Source organism: Streptomyces sp. NBC_00448 (assembly GCF_036014115.1).
GTDB lineage: Bacteria > Actinomycetota > Actinomycetes > Streptomycetales > Streptomycetaceae > Actinacidiphila.
The window spans coordinates 1883298-1903871 of the sequence record NZ_CP107913.1 but is presented as its reverse complement, the minus strand read 5'-3'; the positions used below and the strand labels follow the sequence as shown (position 1 = coordinate 1903871).

17 protein-coding genes, 1 tRNA gene, 1 pseudogene and 1 riboswitch are annotated in these 20574 nt (G+C 72.7%); of the genes and pseudogenes, 8 read left to right on the top strand and 11 right to left on the bottom strand.

Going from position 1 to position 20574, the window contains the following annotated elements; all coding sequences use genetic code 11:
• Window positions 1–39: 39 nt before the first annotated feature.
• Window positions 40–951: a methylenetetrahydrofolate reductase [NAD(P)H] gene (gene metF, locus OG370_RS08020; RefSeq protein WP_328462029.1), complete on the top strand. Its 912-nt coding sequence runs from the start codon at window positions 40–42 to the stop codon at window positions 949–951.
• A 148-nt stretch (window positions 952–1099) separates the two neighbouring features.
• Here the strand turns inward: metF and metE are convergent, their stop codons facing one another.
• Entirely contained in the window at window positions 1100–3418 is a 2319-nt protein-coding gene (gene metE / locus OG370_RS08015; protein ID WP_328462027.1) for a 5-methyltetrahydropteroyltriglutamate--homocysteine S-methyltransferase, read from the bottom strand.
• 163 nt (window positions 3419–3581) lie between these two features.
• Window positions 3582–3800, bottom strand: a riboswitch (cobalamin riboswitch).
• A gap of 209 nt (window positions 3801–4009) precedes the next feature.
• A complete protein-coding gene (locus OG370_RS08010) occupies window positions 4010–4288 on the bottom strand; it encodes an NUDIX domain-containing protein (RefSeq protein ID WP_328473885.1) in 279 nt (92 codons plus the stop codon).
• A 257-nt stretch (window positions 4289–4545) separates the two neighbouring features.
• On the opposite strand from OG370_RS08010, the gene OG370_RS08005 reads away from it, so the two are divergent.
• A complete protein-coding gene (locus OG370_RS08005) occupies window positions 4546–4962 on the top strand; it encodes an SH3 domain-containing protein (RefSeq protein ID WP_328462025.1) in 417 nt (138 codons plus the stop codon).
• A gap of 180 nt (window positions 4963–5142) precedes the next feature.
• Here the strand turns inward: OG370_RS08005 and OG370_RS08000 are convergent, their stop codons facing one another.
• The 4 genes from OG370_RS08000 to efeU all read right to left on the bottom strand — a co-directional run bounded on the left by OG370_RS08000 (window position 5143) and on the right by efeU (window position 10134).
• Window positions 5143–5568, bottom strand: a complete 426-nt coding sequence (locus OG370_RS08000; RefSeq protein WP_328462024.1) for a DUF6210 family protein — start codon at window positions 5566–5568, stop codon at window positions 5143–5145.
• A gap of 83 nt (window positions 5569–5651) precedes the next feature.
• On the bottom strand, window positions 5652–6467 hold the full coding sequence (locus tag OG370_RS07995; RefSeq protein WP_328462022.1) for a phosphatase PAP2 family protein: 816 nt from the start codon (window positions 6465–6467) through the stop codon (window positions 5652–5654).
• Window positions 6468–6573: 106 nt separating this feature from the next.
• On the bottom strand, window positions 6574–7860 hold the full coding sequence (gene efeB / locus OG370_RS07990) for an iron uptake transporter deferrochelatase/peroxidase subunit (protein WP_328462020.1): 1287 nt from the start codon (window positions 7858–7860) through the stop codon (window positions 6574–6576).
• Window positions 7861–8031: 171 nt separating this feature from the next.
• Window positions 8032–10134: an iron uptake transporter permease EfeU gene (efeU, locus tag OG370_RS07985; RefSeq protein ID WP_328462018.1), complete on the bottom strand. Its 2103-nt coding sequence runs from the start codon at window positions 10132–10134 to the stop codon at window positions 8032–8034.
• 455 nt (window positions 10135–10589) lie between these two features.
• Between efeU and OG370_RS07980 the strand changes: the two genes are divergently transcribed.
• Window positions 10590–12752: a SpoIIE family protein phosphatase gene (locus tag OG370_RS07980; protein ID WP_328462016.1), complete on the top strand. Its 2163-nt coding sequence runs from the start codon at window positions 10590–10592 to the stop codon at window positions 12750–12752.
• 157 nt (window positions 12753–12909) lie between these two features.
• On the opposite strand, the gene OG370_RS07975 is transcribed toward OG370_RS07980, so the two are convergent.
• The 3 genes from OG370_RS07975 to OG370_RS07965 all read right to left on the bottom strand — a co-directional run bounded on the left by OG370_RS07975 (window position 12910) and on the right by OG370_RS07965 (window position 15673).
• Window positions 12910–14094, bottom strand: a complete 1185-nt coding sequence (locus OG370_RS07975; RefSeq protein ID WP_328462014.1) for a type III polyketide synthase — start codon at window positions 14092–14094, stop codon at window positions 12910–12912.
• A gap of 224 nt (window positions 14095–14318) precedes the next feature.
• A complete protein-coding gene (locus OG370_RS07970; protein WP_328462012.1) occupies window positions 14319–15422 on the bottom strand; it encodes a protein-L-isoaspartate(D-aspartate) O-methyltransferase in 1104 nt (367 codons plus the stop codon).
• On the bottom strand, window positions 15419–15673 hold the full coding sequence (locus tag OG370_RS07965) for a hypothetical protein (RefSeq protein ID WP_328462010.1): 255 nt from the start codon (window positions 15671–15673) through the stop codon (window positions 15419–15421). Before OG370_RS07965 ends, OG370_RS07970 begins: the two co-directional genes overlap by 4 nt.
• Between OG370_RS07965 and OG370_RS07960 the strand changes: the two are divergent.
• Window positions 15566–16225: pseudogene (locus tag OG370_RS07960) on the top strand (transcriptional regulator); the annotation flags it as partial. The gene OG370_RS07965 and the pseudogene OG370_RS07960 sit on opposite strands and share 108 nt — an antisense overlap.
• Window positions 16226–16377: 152 nt before the next feature.
• On the opposite strand, the gene OG370_RS07955 reads toward OG370_RS07960, so the two are convergent.
• Window positions 16378–16465 (bottom strand) — tRNA-Leu (locus OG370_RS07955).
• A gap of 276 nt (window positions 16466–16741) precedes the next feature.
• Between OG370_RS07955 and OG370_RS07950 the strand changes: the two genes are divergently transcribed.
• The 3 genes from OG370_RS07950 (at window position 16742) to OG370_RS07940 (ending at window position 19395) form a co-directional block, all read left to right on the top strand.
• Window positions 16742–18079 (top strand): M20/M25/M40 family metallo-hydrolase, encoded by a 1338-nt coding sequence (locus OG370_RS07950; RefSeq protein WP_328462006.1) that lies wholly within the window; start codon window positions 16742–16744, stop codon window positions 18077–18079.
• A 321-nt stretch (window positions 18080–18400) separates the two neighbouring features.
• Window positions 18401–18634, top strand: a complete 234-nt coding sequence (locus tag OG370_RS07945; protein WP_328462004.1) for a chaplin — start codon at window positions 18401–18403, stop codon at window positions 18632–18634.
• Between the two features lie 185 nt (window positions 18635–18819).
• The gene (locus tag OG370_RS07940; RefSeq protein ID WP_328462002.1) at window positions 18820–19395 is read left to right on the top strand and encodes a chaplin; all 576 of its coding nucleotides are present in this window, start codon (window positions 18820–18822) and stop codon (window positions 19393–19395) included.
• Between the two features lie 282 nt (window positions 19396–19677).
• Here OG370_RS07940 and OG370_RS07935 read toward each other — a convergent pair whose 3' ends face one another.
• Window positions 19678–19866 carry a DUF5703 family protein gene (locus OG370_RS07935; protein ID WP_328462000.1) on the bottom strand — a complete coding sequence of 63 codons (189 nt, stop codon included), beginning with the start codon at window positions 19864–19866 and terminating at the stop codon, window positions 19678–19680.
• Between the two features lie 48 nt (window positions 19867–19914).
• On the opposite strand from OG370_RS07935, the gene OG370_RS07930 reads away from it, so the two are divergent.
• Entirely contained in the window at window positions 19915–20520 is a 606-nt protein-coding gene (locus OG370_RS07930) for a hypothetical protein (protein ID WP_328461998.1), read from the top strand.
• Window positions 20521–20574 lie beyond the last annotated feature (54 nt).

The following is a 20574-nucleotide window of genomic DNA, read 5'->3' as shown; positions in this document are numbered from 1 at the left end:
GTCCGCCGAAGGCCGCCGCCAGGCCGTTAACCTGCACGTATGGCTTACGGGGTGCCCAGCACGCAGGCGGAACACGCACCGTCCATCCGCGATCTCCTCGCGGCGGGCGGCCGTTCCTACTCGTTCGAGTTCATGCCCCCGCGCAGCGCCGCCGCGGAGGCCGGCCTGTGGACGGCGATCCGCCGGCTGGAGGCGCTGGCGCCGACCTTCGTGTCGGTGACCTACGGCGCGGGCGGCTCAACGCGCGGCCGTACCGTCAACATCACCGGGCGGATCGCGCAGGAGACCACGCTCACCCCGGTCGCCCACCTCACCGCCGTCGACCACAGCGTCGCCGAACTGCGCCACGTCCTGGGCCAGTACGCCGACCAGGGCGTCCGCAACGTGCTGGCGCTGCGCGGCGATCCGCCCGGCGCCCCGCTCGGCCCGTGGGTGCAGCACCCGCAGGGCGTGGCGTACGCGGCCGAACTGGTGGAACTGGTCAAGGAGTCCGGCAACTTCTGCGTCGGCGTCGCGGCCTTCCCCGAGCGGCACCCGCGCTCGCCCGACTGGGACAGCGACATCCGCCACTTCGTGGCCAAGTGCCGGGCCGGCGCCGACTACGCGATCACCCAGATGTTCTTCGACGTGGACGCCTACCTGCGCCTGCGCGACCGGGTGGCGGCCGCCGGGTGCGCGACGCCGATCATCCCGGAGATCATGCCGGTCACCACGATCCGCTCGCTGCGCCGCATCCCGAGCCTGAGCACCGCCGCCTTCCCGCCCGGGCTCGCCGAGCGGATGCTCGCGGCCGAGGACGACCCGCGGGCCGTCAGGGCGATCGGCATCGAGCACGCGACCGAGATGTGCCGCCGGCTGATCGCCGAGGACGTCCCGGGCCTGCACTTCATGACGATGAACTTCTCCAAGGCGACCACGGAGATCTACCAGAACCTCGACCTGCGCCCGTAGGGCCGGCGCCCGTAAGGCCGGAGCCCGTCAGGCCGGCACCTGTAAGGCCGGCACCCGTAGCCCGCGCCCTTCCGGTGGCCGCGGCGGCAACCCCCGCGCCGGGCGGGCCGGGAGGGAACCGCGCGGCTCCCTCCCGGCCCACCGGGGCTCAGGCGGTGGGCAGTTCCGCGCGGACCGTGCGGGCGGCGGCGACCAGGTTCTCCAGCGACGCCTTGGTCTCGGGCCAGCCGCGGGTCTTCAGCCCGCAGTCCGGGTTGACCCACAGGCGCTCCGCGGGGATCGCCTCCAGGCCCTTGCGCAGCAGCGTGGCCGCCTCGTCCGCGCCGGGCACCCGGGGGGAGTGGATGTCGTAGACGCCGGGACCGGCCTCCCGCGGGTAGCCGTGGCCGGCCAGTTCGTTGGCCACCTGCATGTGGGAGCGGGCGGCCTCCAGGCTGATCACGTCCGCGTCGAGGTCGTCGATGGCCTGCACGATGTCGCCGAACTCGGCGTAGCACATGTGGGTGTGGATCTGGGTGGCCGCGCCCACCGCGCCGGTGGTCAGCCGGAAGGACTCGGTGGCCCAGGCCAGGTACGCGGGACGGTCGGCGGCCCGCAGCGGCAGGGTCTCGCGCAGCGCGGGCTCGTCGACCTGGATCACCGAAGTGCCGGCCGCCTCCAGGTCGGTGACCTCGTCGCGCAGCGCGAGGGCGACCTGGCGGCCGGTGTCGCCGAGCGGCTGGTCGTCGCGGACGAAGGACCAGGCGAGCATGGTGACCGGCCCGGTGAGCATGCCCTTGACCGGGCGCGAGGTGAGCGACTGGGCGTAGCTCGTCCAGCGCACGGTCATCGGCTCGGGCCGGGAGATGTCGCCGGCCAGGATCGGCGGGCGGACGTAGCGGGTGCCGTAGGACTGCACCCAGCCGTGCTGGGTGGCGAGGTAGCCGGTGAGCTGCTCGGCGAAGTACTGCACCATGTCGTTGCGTTCGGGCTCGCCGTGCACCAGGACGTCGAGGCCGGTCTGCTCCTGGAAGGCGATCACCTCGCCGATCTCGGTCCTGATCCGCTCCTCGTAGCCGGACCGTTCGATCCGGCCGGCCCGCAGGTCGGCGCGGGCGGCGCGCAGTTCGCCGGTCTGCGGGAACGACCCGATGGTGGTCGTCGGCAGCAGCGGCAGCCCGAGGTGGGCGCGCTGGGCGGCGGCGCGCTGCGGGTACGCCTGGGCGCGGCGGCCGTCGGCGTCGGTGACGGCCGCGACCCTGGCGCGTACCGCCGGGTCGCGGGTGATCGGCGAGGCCGCGCGGGAGGCCAGGTCGGCCCGGTTGGCGGCGATCTGCGCGGCGATGGCGTCGGTGCCCTGCGCCAGGCCCTTGGCGAGCGTGACGATCTCGGCGGTCTTCTGCCGGGCGAAGGCGAGCCAGCGCAGCACCTGCGGGTCGATGTCCTGTTCGGGCGCGGTGTCCAGCGGCACGTGCAGCAGGGAGCAGGAGGCGGCCACGTCGACCTGGCCGGCGAGGCCGAGCAGGGTGGCCAGGGTGGACAGCGACTTCTCGTAGTCGTTGATCCAGATGTTGCGGCCGTTGACGACGCCGGCCACCAGCCGCTTGCCGGGCAGCCCGCCGACGGCGGCGAGGTCGTCGAGGTTGGCGGCGGCCGCGCCGGTGAAGTCGACGGCCAGGCCGTCGATCGGGGCCCTCACCAGGATCGGCAGCGCCTCGCCGAGCCGGTCGAAGTAGGAGGCGACGAGCAGCTTCGGCCGGTCGGTGAGGGTGCCCAGCTCGCGGTAGGCGCGGGCGGCGGCGTCCAGCTCCGCGGGCGTACGGTCCTGGACCAGGGCGGGCTCGTCGAGCTGCACCCACTGGGCGCCGGCGGCCCGCAGGTCGGCGAGCACCTCGGCGTACACCGGCAGCAGCCGGTCCAGCAGGGTCAGCGGTTCGAAGTCGGCCGGCACCCCGGGGGCGGGCTTGGCGAGCAGCAGGTAGGTGACGGGGCCGACGAGCACCGGCCGCGGGATGTGCCCGAGCGCGAGGGCCTCCCGCAGCTCGCCGACCTGCTTGGCGGAGTCGGCGGCGAAGACCGTGTTCGGGCCCAACTCGGGCACCAGGTAGTGGTAGTTGGTGTCGAACCACTTCGTCATCTCCAGCGGCGCCACGTCCTGGGTGCCGCGGGCCATCGCGAAGTAGCTGTTGAGCGGGTCGGCACCGACGGCGGCACGGTGCCGCTCGGGGACGGCGCCGACCATGACGCTGGTGTCCAGGACGTGGTCGTAGTACGAGAAGTCGCCGGTGGGCACCTCGCGGACGCCGGCGTCGGCGAGCTGCCGCCAGTTGGCGCGGCGCAGTCCGGCCGCGGTCTCCCGGAGGGCGTCCGCGGTGACACGGCCCTTCCAGTAGCCCTCGACGGCCTTCTTCAGTTCCCGGTGCTGTCCCTGGCGGGGGTAGCCGTACACGGTGGCCCGTGCTGCCGCGGCTGCGGGCTTTGCTGACACGGAAATCTCCTTCGCGAGATGTCTCCCTGGCATCCCGGAGACGGGACGCGGACGCGAAGGCGGCGAACAGGACGGACCGAACACGCCCGATTCGAGGACGCTCCACCGCCTGATATGTGCGCCGACCCGCCCACGAGGTCACCGGGACATCCGCACGCGATCGGTCGCGTACGGGCAACGGGCAGGTCTTCGGACTCGTGGGCACGCCTGCCGGGGCAGGCACCTACTGGCCGTCGCTTCCCAGGTCCGCGCCGCGGACCCAGTGCTGATGACGGCGATCGTTCCCACTTACCGCTGCGGGGCAGTCCCGGATTCCCACCGGGTTCCCTCTTACGACGCGCCTACCTGGCGGGCAGGGCGAACCAGCTGCACCCGCCAGCCTAGATCGCCCGCGTGCCTTTGGCTCGGCACTGCTCACATCCCGGAACGTGCCAGGGGTGATCCGGCCCGCTGGGCAGCAGGCACGGGCCGCCCCGGCCGAATGTCGGACTTTGCCGATCCCGTCGCACCCCCGACCGTACGCGGGCGATCCGCGCACAAGGGGTCAGCTACGCAAGGGAGCCCATACACGACCGATACGTGACCGACGCGTCACCGACCGTGTCCGCCCGGCCGCGGCGGGCCGTCGATGCCGGCTTCGTAGACCGTCAGCGGCATCGGCGCGCCCTCCAGCGCCGCCGGGCCGGCGGACTCGGTGAGCGGCCGTGGATCGGACGGCCGCACCCCCAACTCCTCGGCCAGTTCCCGGCGCAACGTCTCCCTCGGCTCCTCGCCGGGGTCGGGCTTTCCCCCGGGCAGATGGAAGACGTCGGGGGCCGCGCGCTTGCTCACCAGCAGAAGGCGCCCCTCCCGAAGCGCTGTCGCGGCCACCACGATCACCGGGGTCCTGTCCCTCGCGCACCGGCGGGCCCGGCGTGCCGTTCTCCTGCTTCATACGCCCCGGTTCTCGCTGCGGCCCCCAGTGCGGTGCCGCCGCCCCCTTCCGGGCGGCGCCGGTACCCGCAGACGGGTGAGTGCCTCGCACGTTCGGGTCAACACGGCGATTTATCCTAGTTGTTGGATATTGTGCGGCGTACGTTCGGCGGTGCCCATGCGTCTCCCCGCACATCTGGAACAGGAGAAGTCCTTTGGCGACATCCGCTGCTCTTCCCACCCTCCGCAGCCGCATCATCGTCGGCGCGAGCGCGCTGACCACCGCTGTGGCGCTCGGCACCACGCTGCTCGGCGCGACGGCCGCCCAGGCCGCCACCCCGGCCCGCCCGTACGGCACCGTCGTCGCCGGTGCCGGCGTCGTCCAGCGCCAGTTCCCCAGCACGGACTCGTCCGTGAAGGGCTCGCTCGCCTACCACCAGCAGGTCGGCCTGCGCTGCAAGGTCCACGCCCAGAACATCGAGGGCAACGACATCTGGTACCTGCTGCGCGACAACTCCAACTGGGTCTCGGCGAAGTACGTGGACAACACCGGCACCGTGGACCTGTGCAAGGACGTCCTGCGCAGCAGCACCGCCGTGATGAACGCGGTGCCGAAGGGCGCCAAGGGCTGACCGTCCTACGGTGTACGGGCATCCCGGAGCCGCGGCAGGTCCCGCGCGCGGCTCCGGGCCGCCACGTCGGGTTCCCCGCGTTCGCCGGGTTCCGCGCGTTCGCCGAGTTCCCCCGTTCCCCGCGTTCGGCGCGCGACCGGCGTACCCGAGCCCGCTGTCGGGAGCCCTGGCGGCGGCCGGTCAGTCGGAGTTCAGCCACACCAGCGTCGCGGGGCCGTCCGGTGTGATCACCGGTACCCATGCCTCGTCGGCCGCACCGAACCGGCTGTCGTCCAGCCGCAGGGGGTGCGGCTCCTCGCTGATCCCGTCGGACACCCAGTAGCGGAGGGCCCCGATGATGCCGCGAAGCCGCTCCCGTTGGGCCTCCGGCCAGGTGATGTGCCGGGTGCCCGCACCGCGGAAGTCCCGCTCGAACAGCTCGCGCAGCGCGTCCAGCCCGTCCGGCTCGAAGAGCGGCACCAGGAAACCCTCGACCTGCCCCTGCCGGCAGGCGGTCCCGCCGTACTGCTGCTGGTAGACCACTCCGGTCGCCGCCTCGACGACCGCGTACAGCCACCCGCCGGCGCTGCCGTCGGGGTCGAGGAAGACGAAGCGCCGGGGGCCCATGACGGCAGTCTCCCGGGCCGGCGCCCGCGCGCTCAACGGCGTTTCCCGCGAGGCGAGTCGGCACGGCCGCCGGGCGACGTACGTCAGAGCGTCCGGCCGGCGGGTCCGGCGAGTCCGGACAGGATCGGCAGCGTCAGCGCGAGCCACGCCGTGCCCAGCAGCCAGCCGCCCAGCTCGTCGGTGGGCCACTGCACGCCGAGGTAGATCCGGGTGGCGCTGATGGCGGCCGCCCACAGCAGGCAGGCCAGCACGTCGAACCGGACCGCCCCGCGGGGCGCGTCGCTGCGCAGGACCGCCCAGGCGAGAAGTCCCGCGGTGAGCACGGACGTCGTGGCGTATCCGGAGGGGAACGCCCAGTCGGTGCTGAGCACCGCCCAGTCGGTCACCGGCGGTCGGGGCCGGGCCAGCGCGAACACGACCGCGAGGCGGACCGCCTGCCCGGTCAGCAGGATGACGACCGCGCCGAGGGCCGCCGACACCTCCCGCCGCGAAGCCGTCCGGTGCGCGCACCCGGTCCAACCGGCCAGCATCACCGCGATGTACGGCAGCGGGCCGGCCCCGGTCGAGTCCAGCAGGTGGGCGACCGCGGTGAGATCGGCCGACCGATGGGCCACCGCCCAGTGGTGCAGGACCCGGTCGGGTCCGATCGGTGCGCCGTCGCGCGCGCTCAGCGCCCACAGCAGCAGCCCGAACAGGGCCGCGAACAGCGCGAACAGGGCGAGCGCCGGACCGACCCGGCGGACCCGACCGGGCCGCGGCCCGGAACCGGTCCGACCGCACGGCGAGCCGCCGCGGTGCGGGGCGCATCCGCACAGGGCGACCGCGACCCGCGTACGGCGTGGCCACAGGCCGCGCCGGTGCCGGGGCGAGGCCCCGCTGACGGTGGACGCTGGGATCATCGTGCTGCCGCTCCGCATCCGTTGCCGGGTCGGGCCGCTTCGGCGGACCCGAATGTCTACAGCACTGTAGACGTTCGGCGCGGCGGTGGACAGCGAGGGGCGCGCGTCAGGCGCCGAGAAGTCCGCGTCCGAGCCAGTCCTTCGCGTCGCGTACACCCGGCAGTGCGAAGAAGTACCCGCCGCCGACCGGGGAGATGTAGTCGACCAGCGGCTCGTCGACGAGCCTGGTCTGGGTGGCCTCGAACTGCCGGACCACGTCCTGCTGGTAGCAGCAGAAGACCAGGCCCATGTCGAGATCGCCCACCGCGTCGATGCCGCGGTCGTAGTTGAAGCCGCGGCGCAGGATGCGGGAGTCGTCGCTCCGCGCGGTGCGCGGGTTGGCCAGCCGGATGTGCGCGTCGAGCGGGATCGCGTTGCCGTGCGGGTCCTTGGCGTACTGCGGCGTGTCGCCTTCCTGGGCGCCGTCGAGCGGGGCGCCGGTGTCCTTGCGGCGGCCGAACATCTTCTCCTGCTCGGTGAGGGAGACCCGGTCCCAGAACTCGACCAGCATCCGGATGATCCGGATCACCTGGTAGCTGCCGCCGCGGGCCCAGGCGGGTTCGCCGAGCGCGTCGGTGACCCAGACGAGCCGGTCCATCTCGCGCCCGGACGCCACGTCGGGATTGGCGATGCCGTCCTTGAAGCCGAGCAGGTTGCGCGGGGTCCCGGTCGGCCGGGGCGCGCTGTGGAAGCCGTCGACGCGCCACTTGACCTGCATGGCGCCCCGCGTGTGCCGGGCGATGTCACGCAGGGCGTGCAGCACGGTGTCGGTGCTGCCGGCGCAGATCTGCAGGCTCAGGTCGCCGTGGCTCTCCGCCGCTTGGAGGTTGTCGTTGGGGAAGGTGCGCATGGGCGCGAGCCGGCCCGGCTTCGCGGCGGACAGGCCGTAGCGGTCGTCGAACAGGGACGAGCCGACGCCCACGGTCACCGTCAGCGCGTCCGCGGGGACCGTGGGGCCGAGGATGCCGTTGTCGGAGGGCGGGGCGCCGACGCCGAGGTCGGCCGGGGCGCCGCCGGCGGTCAGGAAACGCGCGCGGTCGGTGATCGTGCGGAACAGGCCGGCGAGTTCGGCCCTGGTGTCGGCGATGACGTCGAACGACACGAAGGCCGCGGCGGCCGGCGTCGGCGTGGTGATGCCGGCCTGGTGGGCACCGTGGAAGGCGACCGGTGCCGCCCGGCCGGGCTCGGCCGCGTGCGCGCTGTCGCCACCGAGCGCCGTGGTGACGGCGGCGCCGCCGCCGGCCAGGGCGGTGGCCCCGGCCCCGACACCGAGCGCCGTCCTCACGAACGACCGGCGGCCGGCGTCCCTCGGGCAGACCCCCTGGGAGGGTTCGGGGTGAGCGGAGTCGGGCATGGACGGCGTCCCTTCCGGACCTCCCGAGCGGCGCTGCCGGTCGAGCGGTCCACGGATGTGGTCATACGGGGGTGGTCGGTCCTACGGATGCGGTCGTGCGGACGCGGAGGTACGGACACGGTCGTGCCGACGGCGGTGCGCGGGTCGGCGGGACGCCGAAGTGGCCGCGGATCAGCCGGACTTGCGGACTTCGAGCAGATCGGGGATCGGGGCGAGGTCCTCCAGGAGCTGTCCGGTGGCTCCGTTGATCCTCGCCCGGGCGGTCGGGTCGAGCGACTCCACCGGAGTCCATCCGCCGCTGTTTCCGGAACCGCCCTTGCCCGAGGCGCCCTTGCCCGAGGCGCCCTGGTGGGCCGCGTCCAGCAGTGCCTGCAGGCGCGCGACATCGGCGTCCACGGTCGCCGGCAGCTGCGGATCGCGCGCGGAGACCAGCGGCCGCAGCACGCGCAGCAACTCCTTCGTGCCCGCGAGGTCGGCGTCCGCGGTGGCCAGGTTGGTCCCGCTGCCCTGGTCCGTGTCACCGGTCAGCTCGAACTGGAGGGTGTTCTCCAGGATCTCGTGGCAGCGCAGCGGCAGGTCCGACGGGTCGAAGTCCTGTCCGGGGAAGGCCGTGCGCAGCCCGCGGACGTCGCTGCCGAGCCGTTGCACGTACGGCATCAGGCCGGCCGCCGACTCGCCGTGCCACAGGCCGTACTCGATCCGGTGGAAACCGGTGAAGCGCGGGTCCCCGATCCCGCCCGACAGCCCGTCGGGACGGCCGTCGATCTTCCCGTCGAAGTCGGCGAACGTGCCGTACGCGGCGCCGAGGGACGCGTAGGTGCGGTGGGCGGTGAGCCAGTCCGCGCGTGCCGCGGCGAGCCGACCGCCCCGGACGTCGGCCGTGAGCGTGTCCGTCTGGCGGACGAGGGTGGTGAGACCGGCGGCCACGTACGCCTTGTAGGCCGCGAGGGGCGGTCGCAGGTCGGACTCGGCGAGCGGGAGCACGGCCCGGGCGGTACCGCTGCCGCCGACCCGTACCGAGGCCGAGGTGACGGCCTTGCCGCCGGTCGGCACGCAGCGCCAGGCGTAGGTGCCGGCGCCGACGGTGGCGACCAGGTCCCGGGTGGTGCCGGGGGCCAGCCCCTCGATCTCGCCGTAGACCGCGTTGGTGGCCGGGTCGACGAGGTAGACCTCGGACGTCCTGCCGCCGGTGTTGTGCATCTGGAACGTCCGGCGGCCGGTCCCGGGCGCGGTGAAGCCCTTGCCGCAGTCCGACTCGGAGACGGCGACGGTCTGCGCGCCGGCGGGCTTGCCGTCGCTGAGGGCGACGACCAGGCCGGCGACCAGCGCGGGCACGGCGATCACCGTGACGGGAACGGCCCAGGCGGGGCGCCGCCGTGTTCGGCCCGTGGCGGCGGGGGAGGGGCCGGCCGCTGGTGCGGGAGCGGGCCCGGCGGCGGGTGGCCGTTCGACCGGTGCGCGGGGCGCCCTGACACCCCGGACGAAGAGCGTCATCACCACCGCCAAGTACACGACGTAGGCGGCGACTTGGAGCCACGTCATGGTGGGGGTCAGATTCAGCACGCCCTGGACGAGGGTGGCGTACCAGGAACCGGCGTCGACGTGGCCGCTCAGGTCGACGGCGTACGCGGTGCGGCCCGGCAGGACCCGGCCCTCCTGGAGGTCGCGGAGGCCGTAGCCCAGCACCCCGGCGGCGATCACGATCAGGACGGCGCCGGTCGCGGTGAAGAACCGGGTGAGGTTGATCTTCAGCACCCGGCGGTACAGGCCCCAGCACAGGCCGGCGGCGATGACCAGGCCGATGCCGGCGCCCAGCATCGGCCCGGTGGACTCGCCCGCGGCGCGTGCCGTCGTCCACAGGAAGAGCGCGGTCTCCAGGCCCTCCCGGCCCACCGCGAGGAAGGAGGTGACCACCAGCATGCCCGAGCCCATGGCGAGCGCGGCGGTGACCTTCTCCCTGATCTCCCCGGACAGATGCCGTGCGGAGCGGCGCATCCAGAAGACCATCGCCGTGACGAACGCGACGGCCAGGACGCTCAGCGTGCCGCCGAACGCCTCCTGCGCGGTGGCCGACAGGCCGGCGGCGGTGAAGGTGAGGACCGCGCCGAAACTCATCGCCAGGGCGACCGCGGCCAGCACTCCCGTCCACACCTGCGGCAGCCGCGTTCTCGCGTCGGCGCGCACCAGGGTGGCGATCAGGATCGAGACGATCAGGCCCGCCTCAAGTCCCTCACGCAGCCCGATCAGAAAGCTCGGGAACGCGTCGTCCCACATGTGTCTCGCTCCTCGTAGCGGACCGGCGGGTCCGACCGTTCTTAGCGAAGGCATACCTTAGTCAGAACGAGGCGCTTACGTCTACACGCCTGTAGTCGGGTGGGTTCCGCGGTGCCGCGGAGTCCGGTCGGCCGGGTGGGCCGGTGCGCCGGGTGGGCCGGTGCGCCGGGTGAGCCCGGTCGGCCGGGTCGATCCGGTGGTCCGGTGGCCCCGACCGGACCGGTCCGACCTCCGATTCCGCGTCGCGTTCACGGGCGCCACTCCGGGGATTCCGCGGCGCGGCGCGCATGGCGTAACCACCCGCTTTCGCTGCGTGATCGATCTTGCGAGCAGAGCGGCTTCGAGTGTTATTCAATGGGTGTGCGGTAGGGGATCTCGGGGCTTCTTCGCACGTGGAAACTCGGGTATGCCTCCGGTCGTGCGCCGGGGGCTGGCGAGCGAGCTGAGAGAGCCGTATGGACTCGACACCATCCCCCTCGTCTTCGTTGCCGTCCGATCAGGTCAGCCGCGCCCTGGGGAACTACGGCCCGCAGGGCGGCCGGACGGCGGTCGGTCCTGCCGCTTCGCAGAGCGCGGGAGGGTCGGACGGTGCCGAGCCCGCCACCGAGAGCCAGGAGCAGATCCTCGGCTCCGTCGACGTCGACCGGGACCTGAACATCACCCGCTGCAACCTGGAGGCCCCCGCTTTCGAGGGGCTGACGGTCGCCGCCGGCCGGCCGTTCTCCGACCTGCTTCCCCCCGGGGACATCCCGACGGTCACCCGGCGGCTGCGGCAGGTGATGGAGACCCGGGAGCCGCACGTCGCCCGGGTCCAGCGGCTGCGCAGGGACGACGGCACGGAGCTGGTGGTCTCCATGAGCATCCTGCCCGCCGCGGCGCCCCAGGAGGGGCTCACCGTCTCCCTGATCGCCATGGCCAAACGGCTGCACCTGTACGTCTCGGAGACCGCCATCGGGACCTCGCTGGACATCGGCGAGACCGCGCAGTCCCTGGCCCAGTCCCTGCTGGCCTGGGCGGACGTCGCCGCGGTCGACCTCGACTACGCCGTGTGGACCGGCGAGGCCGTCACCGAGCAGCCGCTGGGGCGCATCCGGCTGCGGCGGGCGGCCCTGGTGCCGGACCGGGCGTGGCCGGACGGCTATCTGACGCCCGGCGACAACCTCCCCGGCGAGGCGAGCCGCCTGCTGGCCATCGCGGTCCGACGCCAGGACGTCGCGCGGCCGATCGTCATCCCCGACCGTGAGGTGATCGAGCGCGCGCTCCGCGATCCGCGGCTGGTGCGCGCCCTGGTGCCCGGCGACCGGCCCGCCAGCCTGGTGTGCATACCCCTGGTCCTGGAGGGCCAGGGCGGCAGGCCGCCCATCGTGCTGGGCGTGGCGGAGATATGGCGGCGGCCGGACCGGCCGTTCCGGGAGAGCGAACTGCTCGACCTGCAGGAACTGGCGGCCAGGACCGCCCACCACGTCGACCTGGCCCGCCAGCACCAGCGCGAGCACGCCCAGGTGCTGGCCCTGCAGCGCCGGCTGCTGCCGCGCGCCGGGAGCGACACCATCGAGGTCGCCAGCGTCTACCAGCCCACCACCCCGGACAGCGCGGGCGTCGGCGGCGACTGGGTGAACAGCTTTCCGCTGCCGGGCGGCCGTACCGCGCTGGTGGTCGGCGACGTCGTGGGGCACGGCCTGGCGGCCGCGGCGGCGATGGGACAGCTGAGCATGGAGGCCCGGGCGCTGCTGTCGGCGGGACTGGCGCCGGACGAGGTGCTGGAGCACCTGGACGAGACGGTCACGCTCCTGGACGACGCTGAGGCGGGCCTGGCAGCCGGCTACAGCGCCCTCGGGTCGACCTGCTGCATCGCCGTGTACGACCCGGTCGGCCACCAGGTGGTGATGTCCAGCGCGGGCCACCTCCCGCCGGTGCTCGTGCTGCCCGACGGGACCCCGGAGATCCTCTCGGTGCCGCCCCACCCCGGCCTGGGCACCGAGTTCGCCCTGCGCGAGCCGTTCGTCACGCACACGTTCGCCGCGCCCCCCGGATCACTGATCGCCCTCTACACCGACGGGCTGGTGGAGGACCCGGCGGTGTCGATCGACGAGGGCATCGAACGGCTGGCGGACACGGTCAGCAGGGTGCACCCGTGGGACGACCTCCAGCAGGCCACGCGGCGGCTGGTGACCGAGCTCACCACGCGCAGCCGGCTGCGCGACGACATGACGCTGCTGATCGCCCGGATGACCGGCCGTCGCAAGCGGGACATCGCGACCTGGCGGCTGCCGGCCCGCGCCGACGCCGCGGCCCAGGCCCGCGCCCTGGCCGCCACGCGGCTGCGGCAGTGGCAGGCCAAGGACGAGACCCGGGACAACGCGCTGCTGCTGATCAGCGAGCTGGTGACCAACGCCGGCCGCTTCGCCACCGGGCCCATCACCGTACGGCTGATCAAGGACGGTCACGGGCTCCTGTGCGAGGTGGGCGACACCGGCAACGGCCGGCCGCGGCTGGGCCGCACCGGGCTGCTCGACGACAGCGGCCGCGGCCTGTACGTCGTGCACAAGGTCACCACCCACTGGGGGGTGCGGTGGACCGACACCGGCAAGGTCGTCTGGGCCGAACTCGCCTGGTAGCGGGGGCGGTTGGTGCGGGGGCCGGGCGGCGCCGGACGCGCGGCTCGGTGCGGGGAGCGCCGCTCGTACGGGACAGGTGGCTCGGCAGCGGACCCGCGCCGCTCGGTGCCGGACCCGCGCGGGTCGGCAGCGGACCCGCGCGGAAGGCGTCCGCGCGCTACAGCCACTCGCCTTCCACGGCCGTGGCGGTGAGCCCCGGCGCCGCCGCGTACAGCACCGTACGGCTGCCCGGCTTCTGGCCGGCGTCGTGCGCGCGCCGAAGGATGTCGAACACGGCCGCGCCCCCGCGGTTGCCGGTGGTGTAGCTGTCCCGGCTGTAGGTCAGCATCCCCTCCGGCCACTCCTCGGGCATCGTCTGCTCCATGTACTCCAGCACCCGGGTCCCGCCGGGGTGCGCGAGCAGCAGGTCGGGGTGCCAGGGGGTGGCGTCGTTCTGGTGGCGGCGACCCAGCCACTCCCACATCGCGGTGACCGTGCTCTGCACCGCGCGCGGCCCGCGCCGGTCCATCACGAAGTGCGTGCCGTCGCTGCGCGTGTCCAGCCGGTGCAGGTCCTGGGTGCCGGGCAGCGTGTGGTGCCAGGTGGCGTCGAGCCGCAGTACGGACTGCGGCCGCTGCCGGCCGGTGACCACCACGGCGACGGCGGTGTCCGCGAACAGCAGGCGGACGATCAGGGATTCCAGTGTGTCGTCCGCGGGCTGGTAGGTGGTGCTCAGCGCCTCCGAGATCACGACCAGCACCACGCGCTCGGGGTCGGCGGCGACCAGGTCGGCGGCCAGCGCGAGCGAGCGGGTGCCGGCGATGCACGCCCACTGCGCGGCCGGGAGCAGCAGCACGTCGTCGCGCAGCGGCAGCCGGTTGGCCAGCGTGACGTCCAGGCCCGGGAGTGCCGGGGTGGTGGAGTTGCTGGTGATCAGGCAGTCGACGTCGGAGGCGTCGAGGCCGGCGCTCTGCAGGGCCCCGCGCGCGGCCCGCTCGCCGTACGCCTGCACGGCCTCCCAGGCGGGCGCGGTGCGCTCCTGCACGGTCTGCGGTGCCGGTATCGCTTCGAGCGCGGCGATCGCCCGGTCCACGTCCTGCTCGGCGAACCCGTCACGGGCCAGCGCCTCCCGGGCCGGGGCGACACCCGGCGTCCGCAGGCCGCCCTCGGCGCTGGGCGCGACCGCGGCGCTCAGCGGCAGCATCCACCCGCGGGAGGCGATCCCCGTGGAGTCCGCGATGCCCTCGATCCGCGACAGCCACGGTGCGTGGGGGTGCCGGTCGCGAACTTCGGCCAGGATCTGGCCGGTCTGCACGGCGTGCTCGCCGTGGATCACCGCGGGCGGGCAGAGGTAAGCGGCCACAATACGCACCTTTCTACGCAGGACGATGAAATGCCGCGAAGCATATGAAATCGGTCACTTCGCCAGTGATGATCAAGTAGCTCCCGTTGCGCACCACTTCGGAAGTTATAACCCGATTTCGAATGGATGGGCCCCAGAGGACGCCTTTCTGTGGCCGATGCCACTGCAATCACCGCGCCACGCCGAGCCCCATGTGAGCCGGGGCACACCACGGGCGGTTCGATTCATTCGCTCCGGACGCACGCGGGAAGGGGACTTCCGGGCTCGTCCAGCCAATACGACTGCCGGTCCCGGGTGATCGTGGCGCCGAAGCGGTCACGCGACGGGTGACCATGCTTCTCGTACCAGGCGTGGGCGAGTTCCAGCGTGTCCCAGAGCTTTCGCGGGCCTGCCTGCCTCACCTTGGCGCCCTCCACTCGGGCTACAGAGCCGTCTCCCGTCCAGACCCGGTACCTGACGGAGTTGCCGTCGTCGTCCAACTCCGTGGCTTCGCCGAACTCGCCCAGGACGAGGGACTGCACGAAGCGGAACATCTCGACGTCGAGAACGTTGTGATCGATCCCGGCAGTCCGACCCGTGAACGGGCCCGCGTCGCGGGGATAGGCGACGCTGCCGCTGCCGCCCTCGTCGCGGGCCTTCATGAAATACGAGCCATGGGCCAGGAATCGGCCATTCAAAACCCCGCCCGCGCCCATGACGAGACGGGCGTTGCCCCACCCCAGAGGGCACACCACGACGCCGCCGTGCTTTACGCCCCGCGCCAGGGCGTAAGGGAAGACATCGAAGCCGCACGTCACGATCAGGCGGTCGAGCATCGGATTGTCGGGGAAGCCCTTTCGTGCGTCTCCGGCCACCACACGAGGGGAGTACCCATCCGCGCGCAGTCGCTTCTCGGCGAGTCGGGAAAGCCTCGCATCGATCTCGATCGTGATGAAGTTTCTGTCGCCGACGCGATGACAGATCAGGCCGCCATTGTATCCAGTCCCCGTGGCGCCTTCGCCGACCCTGTCACCGTCCTCGATCCCGAGTGCTTCCAACATCTCGAGCATGAGGCCGGGTTGACTCGAAGACGACGTGGCGCGGCCGTTGACGACTTGAGTGGTCAGGGCCTCGTTTCCGTACACGGCGTCGAAGTAGCCAGGGGATTCCGCGGTGACTGGGTCCCAAGCGCCTTTCACCTGCCGGTAGAAGACCGGCACGTAGAGGTGGCGCGGAGTCTCCTCGACGGCCCGGCGCCATTCGGGAGACCGCAGCGAGCCGTCGTCGGCAAGCTGCTGCGCGAGCGCGGCACGCAGTGTTCTCGTGGCCTGGTGGTCCGGGCGGCTCAAGTGATCGCTCCTGTGAGAAGAGAGGCGTGGGCCTCGGCAATGGGAAGGCCGGTGGCCGCGGCGATGAACTGCCACTGGCCGGAGGGGTTGCACTCGTAGAACACCCACTGGCCGTCCGGTAGGACGGCGAAGTCGAACGCCCCGAGCGCTACTACCTCAAGGCCCTGGAGTTGGCCGGGGCCGCGCAGGACCACCTCACGTACTGCACCACGCTCCGAGGCATGTCCGTACAGTCCGTTGGTCTGGGTCACGGCCGGCACGCCATGCAGTTGGCAGATGCGGCCGCGGCAGCCTCACCCCAGGCAGGACCCCGAATGCGGGCCTTCCTGGCAGGGCAGCAGGCCCACTCCGCAGCCCGGGTCGGAAACGCCACCGAGGCCCTGCGCTTCATGAACGAGGCCGAGAAGGCCATGGATGTGGCGGAGTCCCAGTCGAAAGCCTTCGGCTCGTACGACCCGGCCGCACTGATGTATCACCTGTCGCAGGTATGCCACGAACTCGGTGACGACGTCGGGGCAGTTCACGCGATGCGGGAGTCGACGAAGCTTGCGTATCCGCAATACCGGCGGACCCGGGTGCGCCACAACAGCCTGACGGCTGAACGCCAGCTTGACATCGGGCACCTTGAAGCGGCCTGCGCGTCCTGGGATCGAGCGCTCGACGACTACCCCCTCGTCCAGTCGGGACGCTGCGACGCGAAGATGCGGACCATGGTCGCACGCCTCTCTCCGCATGCGAACAATTCCCACGTCAAGAAACTCTTCGAGCGAGCCAGGGCCAGCGGCGTCAACCTGCCGGCCTGAGATTCGCCTGCATCCGGCAACGGGCCGCGTCCGCGGGACCGCATCGGGTCCATCGCGCTCGCCTTGAACAAGATCGCCGACGGGTTGGCCGCCGCGTGTGGTCGCGCGGACCACCTGAAAGCAGAAATCCCCTGCTCGCAGGGGATTTCTGATGGTGTCCGAGGGGGGACTTGAACCCCCACGCCCGATAAAGGGCACTAGCACCTCAAGCTAGCGCGTCTGCCATTCCGCCACCCGGACGGGGTGTGTCACCGCGGCGACGGGGCCGGGGCGACGAGGTAAACCATAGCAAAGATCCAGACCGGGAAATCACGGCCGTAGGCCGGGGCCGGGAGGGCGCGTTGAGGGGGCGGTGCAGGGGCGGTGAGGGTGCGCGGGAGGGGGGAGCGCGAGGAGCGGGGGAAGGGGAGGGGAAGGCGCCGAGGCAGGCGGGGGTGGGAAGACGCCGGGCGGCGAGGGAGGATGGGAGACGCATCGGTCGCGGTCGCCGCGGCGGGGAACGAGCGAGGAGACAGCGTGAGTGAGTCGGGGCCCGCAAGGGCGGACAGCGGGAGGATCGCGGGCGAGGACGAGGTCGTCGACCTGTGTGCTGAGCTGATCCGGATCGACACGAGCAACTACGGCGACCACTCGGGCCCGGGGGAGCGCGCCGCCGCCGAGTACGTGGCGGAGAAGCTGGCCGACGTGGGCCTCGCGCCGGAGATCTTCGAGTCGCACCCGGGCCGGGCGTCCACCGTGGTGCGGATCGAGGGCGAGGACCGCAGCCGGCCCGGGCTGCTGATCCACGGCCACACGGACGTGGTCCCGGCGAACGCCGACGACTGGAGCCAGCACCCCTTCGGCGGCGAGGTGGTCGACGGCTGCGTGTGGGGACGCGGCGCGGTCGACATGAAGGACATGGACGCGATGACCCTCGCGGTCATCCGCGACCGGGTGCGCAGCGGGCGCAAGCCCCCGCGGGACATCGTGCTGGCGTTCCTCGCCGACGAGGAGGCCGGCGGCACCTACGGCGCCCGGCACCTGGTGGACAACCACCCCGGGCTCTTCGAGGGCGTCACCGAGGCGATCGGCGAGGTCGGCGGCTTCTCGTTCACCGTCAACGAGAACCTGCGGCTGTACCTGGTGGAGACCGCCGAGAAGGGCATGCACTGGATGCGGCTCACCGTGGACGGCACCGCCGGCCACGGCTCGATGACCAACAAGGACAACGCCATCACCGAGCTGTGCGAGGCGGTCGGGCGGCTGGGCCGGCACCAGTTCCCGGTCCGGCTGACCAAGTCGGTGCGCGGTTTCCTCGACGAGCTGTCCGACGCGTTCGGGGTCGAACTCGACCCGGAGGACATGGACGAGACCCTCGCCCGGCTCGGCGGCATCGCCAGGATGATCGGCACCACCCTGCGCAACACCGCCGCCCCGACCATGCTCGGCGCCGGCTACAAGGTGAACGTCATCCCCGGCCAGGCCACCGCCCACGTGGACGGGCGCTTCCTGCCCGGGTACGAGGAGGAGTTCCTCGCCGACCTCGACCGGGTGCTCGGCCCCCGGGTGAAGCGCGAGACGCTCCACACCGACAAGGCGCTGGAGACCGACTTCGACGGCGCGCTGGTCGACGCGATGCGGGCCGCGCTGAAGGCGGAGGACCCGATCTCCCACACCGTGCCGTACATGCTCTCCGGCGGCACCGACGCCAAGTCCTTCTCCGACCTGGGCATCCGCTGCTTCGGCTTCGCCCCGCTGCAGCTGCCGCCCGAGCTGGACTTCGCCGGGATGTTCCACGGCGTGGACGAGCGGGTCCCGACCGAGGGCCTGAAGTTCGGGGTGCGGGTGCTGGACCACTTCATCGACAACTGCTGAGCGACAGCGGGAGATCGAGCAGCGCGCGGGCGGGTGGCGGGCGGCGGCCGGTGGACACGGCCCCGCCCGCCGCCCGCCCGCGGCCGTACGGCGGCGGCCACCCGCCCGCGCCCACCTCACCCGCGCCCACCCTTGCCCGCGGTCGTACGCCCACGGCCGTACGGCGGTCGAACGCTCGCTCGTCTGTGCCCGTACCCCCGGCCCGGATCGCCAGTACGAGTGAATGACCGGGTTCGTTCGTTGCCGTGTTTCCTCCGCGTCGTTACGACGGGTGTGGTCCGCGGCTCTGGGGCCACGTTGGTCCCATCCAGGAGGAAGCAAATGCTCAAGAAGGTCGTCGCCACTGCGGCTGCCACCGGTGGTCTGGTGCTCGCGGGCGCGGGTCTGGCGTTCGCCGACGCCGGCGCGCAGGGTGCCGCCGTGCAGTCCCCGGGCGTGCTGTCGGGCAACGTCGTCCAGATCCCGGTGCACGTGCCGGTCAACCTGTGCGGCAACTCGGTCAACGTGGTCGGGCTGCTCAACCCCGCCTTCGGGAACACCTGCGTCAACAGCTAGCAGGACCCTCCGCGGCCGCCACCCGGCCGCGGTTCGGGAACCCTCCCACGCCCGGCGGCGTGGGGGAGGCCGGCCCCGGACGCCGCTCACGGCGCTCCGGGGCCGCTCGCCATTTCCGGGGGGTGCGGGGCATGGATGTTCCCTACCGCTCCGGTGAAGAGTCGCAAGAAGGTAGGAACGAATCCATGCGTCAGGTCACGAAGAAGGGCCTGCTCACCGCGGTCGCCACGGGCGGGGTGCTCGCCGCGGCCGGCGGGCTCGCCCACGCGGACGCGGGTGCGGGCGGCGCGGCGGTCGGCTCGCCCGGCGTGCTGTCGGGCAACACCGTCCAGGCCCCGGTGCAGGTGCCGGTGAACGTCTGCGGCAACACGGTCGACGTGCTGGCCCTGCTGAACCCGGCGTTCGGCAACGACTGCGGGAACAGCGACACGGGTACGGGCACGCCGGGCACCCCGGGTACGCCCGGTCACCCGGGTACGCCGAGTCACCCGGGGAAGCCGGGCCACCCCGGCACCCCCGGAAATCCCGGCACCCCCGGCACCCCGACGAACCCCGGCACCCCGACGAACCCCGGCACCCCGACGAACCCCGGCATCCCGGGCGGAGCCACCCCCGTGTCGCAGACCGGCAGCCCCGCCGGCGCCACCACCCCCACCCTCGCCCACACCGGCGCGGACGACATGGGAATGATCGCGGGCGCGGCCGGCGCGCTGCTCCTCGGCGGCGCCCTGCTCTTCCGCCGCGGACGCGCCGCGCGCTGAGCGGGGGACCTCAAGCCCAGCCCCTGTCAGCAGAGCCCGCACCTTGCGGTCCGTGGGTGGGTCGCTCGCCCCGTTCTCCCCCCAGGGCCTGACGGCCCCTGGGAGGTACCCCCGCGCGCCCCCTGATCACTGCGGGCGCCCCCGGCGCGAGCACTGCGGCGGGCCGCGGTTGCCCAGGGGCGGGGGGAGAACGAAGTGAACAACCGTCCGCGGACCGCAAGGTCCGGCAATCCACCGGGCGGGGCTACCCGGGCGGTCCCGTCACCCGACGCACCGGACTTCTCACCACGTGGCCCGCACCTGGCGGATGATCCGGCGGCGCAACCGCACTCTTCGGCTGCCGTCCGGGTACAACCGCACCCGGTCCAGCTCCCAGTGCCTGTACTCGGCTTCGTCGGTCAGCAGACGTGCCGCGTCCTTGCGCGAGGTACCGCGCGGCACGTACATCTCTCTGAATTCGTATTCCGGCATCGCAATCTATTGTGCGGGCAACGCCCCTGTGCGGATAGCGTCTGCTCCATGTCTGATGACGTGCAGCCCACCGTTGCCGAGGTCCGTGCCGCGGTTGAAGCGCTCAAAGCCGCGCTCGACCGCCACCTCGACGCGATCGAGAACCGTGCCGGGGACGACGACCCGTCCGTCTACACGGCGTTCGAAGCTCTGGCCTCGGCCGCCGAGTCGTACGACGAGCTGCTGTACGACAGGTACGACGAGGTGACCCCGTTCGAGGTGCCCGCGGGCGACGGGGCGCCGGAGTACCTCGGCCCCGAGGACCCGGAGGCGATCAGCGTCCTGATCCGGCGCGACTACACCGTGGTTGAGCCGGAGCGGCTGCTCGCCCAGGCCCGGCGGGCCGCGGAGGGCGACGCGGAGGCCGGTGAGTCGGTCAACGCGGCCGTCGCGGCGGTCTTCGGCGAGTACGAACCCGACGAGATCGCCCAGCGGCACAAGGAGTTCGGGCTGGAGGAGGGCGACTCGACGCTGTGGGTGTGCGCCGCCGAGCCCACCGAGCCGGGGGAGTGGCTGGACGCGCCGTTCGACCAGGCCGACCCGCAGCTCGCGCTGTGCCGCTTCGACATGAGCCTGGTCTTCGAGGACGAGCTGGGCGCGCTCGACCCGGAGTGAGCCGGGCGGCGGGGGCCGCCACACGGCCCCCGCCGCGGCTTGCGCAGCCGTACC